The organism is Peterkaempfera griseoplana, assembly GCF_001418575.1.
Lineage (GTDB): Bacteria > Actinomycetota > Actinomycetes > Streptomycetales > Streptomycetaceae > Peterkaempfera > Peterkaempfera griseoplana.
The window spans coordinates 1-4,104 of the sequence record NZ_LIQR01000362.1 but is presented as its reverse complement, the minus strand read 5'-3'; the positions used below and the strand labels follow the sequence as shown (position 1 = coordinate 4,104).

The following is a 4,104-nucleotide window of genomic DNA, read 5'->3' as shown; positions in this document are numbered from 1 at the left end:
GCTCCGGCCTCGCCGCCGCCCGCGGCGGAGCCCTCCGCCACCTCACGGCCTGGCCGGGCAGCTACACCGCCGTCCTGCAGTTCGGCACCCGGACCGTGCTGCTCACCGATCTGGCGGGGGCGCAGCCGGTCTTCCACACCCCCTGGTGCGGCGGCACGGCCTACGCCACCGCCGCCCTGCCGCTCGCCGACCTGGTCGGCAGCGACCTGGACGCCCTCCATCTCGCCGCCCGCCTCGCCTGCCCCGAGGTGCCCGAGGCCCTGGGCACCGGCACCCCCTACCTCCAGGTCCACCGGGTGCCGCCGGCCCACTCCCTCTCCATCCGCTCCGGCCGCCCGCAGACCGCCTCGTACGACGCCCCGGCGCCCAGTGCGGGCGGACCCGCCCAGCTCACCGAGGCCCCGGCGGTCCGGGAACTCACCCGCTCCCTCCTCGAAGCGGTGCGCTGCCGGGTCCGCAGCACCCCGGAGGCCGGTGACGGCGTCCCGCAGCGGCCCCGGATCGGCGCGGACCTCTCCGGCGGCACCGCCTCCACCACCCTCGCCCTGCTCGCGGCCGCCACGCCCGCGGTACGCCGGCCCCGGCGCACCCCCGCGGACCAGCCCGGCCCCCGCGATCCCGGGCCCTTCCGCGCGGCCGACCTCACCGCTCCCGCCGCGGGCTGGCACGGCCCGGCGGCCGGCGCCCCCGCCGCCACCCCCCGCAGCGGCGCCGTCAAGGGCTCCTGGGCCCGTACCGCCGACCCCGACCCGGAGCACATCACCCTCACCGCGGTCACCTTCGCGGACCCCCGCACCCGGGGCCTGGCCGCCGCGGCGCCCGGCCTCCACCACACCGTGGTGCCCGCGACCCCGGACGCCCTTCCCTATGCGGACCTCGCCGGCGACCCGCTGGCCGGTCCGCTCACCGACGAACCCGGGCCGGCCCTGGTCGAGGCGCCCGCGATACGTGCCCGGCTCGCCGCCGGCGGCGCGGACCACCTCACCGGCTACGGCGCCCGCCAGGCACTGGACGGTCACCCCGCCCGCCTGGCGGACCTGGTCCGGGACCACCGGCGCCGCGACCTGATCCGGCCCGTCGCCGCCCTGGCCCGCGCCGACACCACGGCGGAGGGCCCGTTCACCGGCGCTGTGGGAACACCCGTCTCCGTCTTCCGCGCCGCCCGCCGGCTGGCCCGCGCCTCCTATGCGGACGCCCTGGAGGACGCCGCCGTGCAGCTCATCGCACGGCGTGGTCCCGCCGCCGCCACCAGCCCGGGTCATGCCTCCACCGCCGCTCTGACGTGGTGCGCCCCCGGTCCGGCCGCCCGCTGGCTCTCCGACGGGGCGCTCTCCGCGGTCGCCGTCCGGCTCCGGCTCGCGGCCCGTCGCCCCGCCCCTGCCGAGCGGCCCGGTGAGCGCCGCGCCCGGCTCGCCCTGCACCGCCACGCCGCCGCGTACCGCACCCTGGTCCATGCGGCGGAGCAGTACGGTCAGCGCCTCCACGCGCCGTTCCTGGACAATCAGGTGATCCGGGCCGGCCGGCTGGTCCCGGACGGGCTCCGCGTCCAGCCCCGGGCCCGGCACAGCCTGCTGCGGGCCGTCCTGGCCGGCGCCGGGGTCGCGGACCTGCCCGCGGACTGGGGCACGGCCCACCGCCATGACCCCGCCACCACCCGGGCCGGGCTGCGCCGCGCCGCGGACGGCCTCGCCGAACTCTTCCGGGCCCCGCTCCTCGCCGAGCTGGGCCTGATCGACCTCCCGGCGGTGCAGCGCGCGCTGGACCACGCCGCGGACGGCGCCGTACCGGTGCCCCTGGACGGCCTGGCGGACCTGGTCTCCACCGAGCTGTGGCTGCGGCGCTACAGCGCCCGCCACCCCGGTTCCTGCTGGACCGGGATGCCTCTCGCCGCCCGCCGGGCCGTGGCGGCGGCGCAGCCGGCGGGGTGAGCCCGGCCGAGGGCGTACGGGGCGGCCGGCTCGACAGGCCGTGAATGCGGCATATCGGATTGAATGGGACGAAGCCGTCATCAAGTGACGAAGGGCGCCCCTCATGGCCATCCCCCACGACCCGGTCGAGCAGGCCGAACTCCCGGTGTCGGAGCAGCCTCCCAACTCGCCGCCGTCCCCCGGCATCCTCGCCGCCGTGGACGGCTCCGACGGATCGCTGTGGGCGCTGGACCGCGCCATGACCGAGGCAGAGCTCTTCCGCCTCCCCCTCTATGTCCTCTCCGTGGTCAACCCGTCCCCCGGCGGCTACACCCTCGGCATGGCCGACATCGTCCAGGAGGGCGTGGAGCGCCTGCTGGTGACCATGCGGGAGAGCCTGCGCCGCAGTGTGGCCACCGTCCAGGACGCCCGTGCCCGGCCGTACGCGGGCCCGATCTCCCTCCATGTGGTGCTCGGCAACGTGGTGGAGACCGTGCTCGCCGCCAGTGCCCGGCACCACACCCTGGTCATGGGCACCCGCGGCAACGGCGGCTTCGCCCGGCTCCTCCTCGGCTCGGTCAGCACCGCCGCCGTCCACCACGCCGCCTGCCCCGTGCTGATCGTCCCCGCGCCGCCGGAGCCCGCGGGCGGCGCGGAGGTGCCGGACTGACCAGGCAACTTCCGCGAGACCCCCCGGGTTTGAGGCTCCGCCGGAATCCGCTAGAGTTCACATGTCGCCGAAGAAAGGTTCCTTCGGAGGACATGCGGATGTAGCTCAGTTGGTAGAGCGAAACCCCTCCAGGGTTTAGGTCGTAGGTTCGAGCCCTGCCGTCCGCTCGGCATCACCGTGAGAGGGCCCCGAGGTGCAGACCCCGGGGCCCTTCGGATGTCCGCCGGCGGAAATAGCACCGGGCCCGCGAGCGTTCCGGGCTGCGTACCCATGTGCCCAGCCCCCAGGACGGACGCCCCCATGAAGGTCGAGATCTACTCCGACATCGCCTGCCCGTGGTGCTATGTCGGCAAGCGCCGCTTCGAGCGGGCCCTCGCCGCCTACCCCGCAGCCGACACCGTCGAGGTGGTCTACCGGCCGTACCAGCTCGCCCCAGAGGCGTCCCCGCAGGCCGAACCGCTGGAGCCGGTGCTGCGCCGCAAGTTCGGCGACCGGATCACCGAGATGCACGGACGGCTCGCCGAGATCGGCCGCCGTGAGGGCATCGCCTTCGACTTCGCCGCGGCCCAGTCCGTCAACACCCTCCTCGGCCACCGGCTGCTGCACCTCGCCGAGACCGAGTACGGCACCGCCGTTCAGGCCGCCCTCAAGAACGCCCTGCTGCACGCCTACTTCGTCGACGGCGACAATGTCGGCGACCCCGGCCGGCTCACCGACCTCGCCGTCGCCGCCGGACTGGACCGCGACCGCGTCACCGCCTACCTGGCCTCCGACGAGGGCACCGCCGAGGTGCAGGACCGCATCGCCGAGGCCCGCGCGATGGGCGTCACCGCGGTCCCCACCTTCGTCTTCGAGGGCAAGTGGAAGGTCGAGGGCGCCCAGGAGGCCTCGACCTTCCTCCAGATCCTGGAGCAGATCTCCGCCGAGACGGCGGCCACCGCCGCCGCGGCCCCGGCGGCCGACGACTGCGCCGACGGCAGCTGCGCGGTCTGACGGCGGCGCGAACCGGTCACCGTCGCCGCTGCTGTCACGACGCCCCCGGCGGCCGCTGCCCGCCTGCGCAGGACAACCGGGCATCCGCCCAGTCCGCCAGCCCGGCCGGCCGCCGCCCGGGGCCGTCGCCGCCAGCCGGCCGTACCACCAGCCGCACCGCCCGCAGACCGGCCGGCGGCACACGCACCGGCACCGCGGCGTCGCCGCCGTGCACCGGTGCGGAGGTCCAGAGGGTCCCGCCGGAGCCGTCCTCCACGGTGAGCACCACCGTGCCCACACCGTGCGTCATGTCGTCCACCCCCACCGCGGCGGCAAAGGCGGAGCAGGGGCGGTTGAGGACGACCACCACCGCCGACGGCGCCCGCACCGTGATCCCGTGGCCGTGGCGCACCCCGCCGATCCGCAGATGGTGGCGCGGCCAGAACCAGCCGCTCGCCGCCCCCTGCACGGCCGGCACCTCGACCGGCCCGAACCCGTCGTACCGCAGCTCGTCCAGCCAGTAGTCCACCGGAGGCCCGTCGCTTATACACATCT

4 protein-coding genes and 1 tRNA gene are annotated in these 4,104 nt (G+C 76.2%); 4 read left to right on the top strand and 1 reads right to left on the bottom strand.

What is annotated here, in order from left to right; genetic code table 11:
• The 4 genes from AOK09_RS25425 to AOK09_RS25410 all read left to right on the top strand — a co-directional run.
• On the top strand, nt 1–1,928 hold a 1,928-nt coding region (locus tag AOK09_RS25425), incomplete at its 5' end, for an asparagine synthase-related protein (RefSeq protein ID WP_055589570.1).
• A 103-nt stretch (nt 1,929–2,031) separates the two neighbouring features.
• The gene (locus AOK09_RS25420; RefSeq protein WP_055589569.1) at nt 2,032–2,577 is read left to right on the top strand and encodes a universal stress protein; all 546 of its coding nucleotides are present in this window, start codon (nt 2,032–2,034) and stop codon (nt 2,575–2,577) included.
• 94 nt (nt 2,578–2,671) lie between these two features.
• Nucleotides 2,672–2,744: transfer RNA gene (locus AOK09_RS25415), tRNA-Gly, on the top strand.
• Nucleotides 2,745–2,877: 133 nt separating this feature from the next.
• A complete protein-coding gene (locus AOK09_RS25410) occupies nt 2,878–3,570 on the top strand; it encodes a DsbA family oxidoreductase (protein WP_055589568.1) in 693 nt (230 codons plus the stop codon).
• A gap of 34 nt (nt 3,571–3,604) precedes the next feature.
• On the opposite strand, the gene AOK09_RS25405 is transcribed toward AOK09_RS25410, so the two are convergent.
• Nucleotides 3,605–4,104 (bottom strand): NPCBM/NEW2 domain-containing protein (locus tag AOK09_RS25405; protein WP_079063417.1); only part of this gene is annotated, 500 nt, incomplete at its 5' end.

What these genes read in the sequence shown, in the direction of transcription:
- AOK09_RS25420 (WP_055589569.1), top strand. Translation starts at nt 2,032, where the DNA reads ATGGCCATCCCCCACGACCCGGTCGAGCAGGCCGAACTCCCGGTGTCG.
- AOK09_RS25410 (WP_055589568.1), top strand. Translation starts at nt 2,878, where the DNA reads ATGAAGGTCGAGATCTACTCCGACATCGCCTGCCCGTGGTGCTATGTC.